The sequence below is a fragment of the Curvibacter delicatus NBRC 14919 genome (assembly GCF_001592265.1).
Classification (GTDB): Bacteria; Pseudomonadota; Gammaproteobacteria; order Burkholderiales; family Burkholderiaceae_C; genus Hylemonella; species Hylemonella delicata.
In genome coordinates this window covers 1-1,007 of the sequence record NZ_BCWP01000098.1, presented here as the reverse complement: position 1 = coordinate 1,007, position 1,007 = coordinate 1, and the positions used below count along the sequence as shown (strand labels likewise).

At 62.3% G+C, this 1,007-nt stretch carries 1 protein-coding gene; it reads left to right on the top strand.

Features of this window, described 5'->3' with window-relative positions; translation table 11 throughout:
• Window positions 1–40 precede the first annotated feature (40 nt).
• A partial coding sequence (locus CDE01S_RS17980) for an IS5 family transposase (RefSeq protein ID WP_066710929.1) occupies window positions 41–1,007 on the top strand: 967 nt, incomplete at its 3' end.

Below are 1,007 nucleotides of genomic sequence, written 5' to 3'. Positions count from 1 at the left end.
TTAAGGTCCACGATACCCGAAGTTGAGACGTTACATGCCGATGAAACAACAGACCCTTGCCATGGCAGCCGATTCGCAATCGGGATACGAGCAATACCGCAAACCCACACGGCGCGATGAGTTCCTCAAGACCATGGAAGCCGCCATGCCATGGTCTGCCTTGTGCGCCGTTGTCGAGCCGCACTACCCCAAGGCCGGCAACGGTCGCCCGCCCATCGGGCTGGAGCGCATGCTGCGCATCCACTTTATCCAGCACTGGTTCAACCTGGCCGATCTGGCCTGCGAGGAAGCCCTGTACGACAGCGCCAGCCTGCGCCGCTTCGTCGGAATTGATCTGGGGCGCGAGCCGGTGCCAGATGCCACCACGATGCTCAAGTTCCGCCGATTGCTGGGCGACAACCAGCTCGGCGAGGCGCTGTTTGCTCAGGTCGGCCGGGTACTGCAGAGCAAAGGCATCAAGGTCAACACCGGCACCATCGTGGACGCCACCATCATCGGCGCGCCCAGTTCCACCAAGAACGCCGACAAGGCGCGCGACCCCGAGATGCACCAGACCCGCAAGGGCCAGCAGTGGTACTTCGGCATGAAGCTGCACATCGGCGTGGACAGTCAAAGCGGGCTGGCACACCGCGCCGTGGTCACGGCGGCCAACGTGCACGACAAGCACCCGCTGCCTGATTTGCTCCATGGCAACGAGCAGCGCGTGTACGGTGACTCGGCCTATGCCAGCCAGAAAGAGCTGATCGCCAGCAAAGCACCCAAGGCTAAAGACTTCACCAACCAGCGCACCCGGCGCGCTGGCGGCGGCGTTGACGAGGTGGAGCGCGGCAAGAACCGCAACAAGTCAAAGATCCGGGCTCGGGTGGAGCATGTCTTTGGCGTGATCAAACGGCTATGGGGCTTTGCCAAGGTGCGCTACCGTGGGTTGCAGAAGAATGCAACGCGGGCGTTCACGGCCTTGGCACTGGCCAATATTTACCTCAGCCGACACAGGCTGATGGCACAGG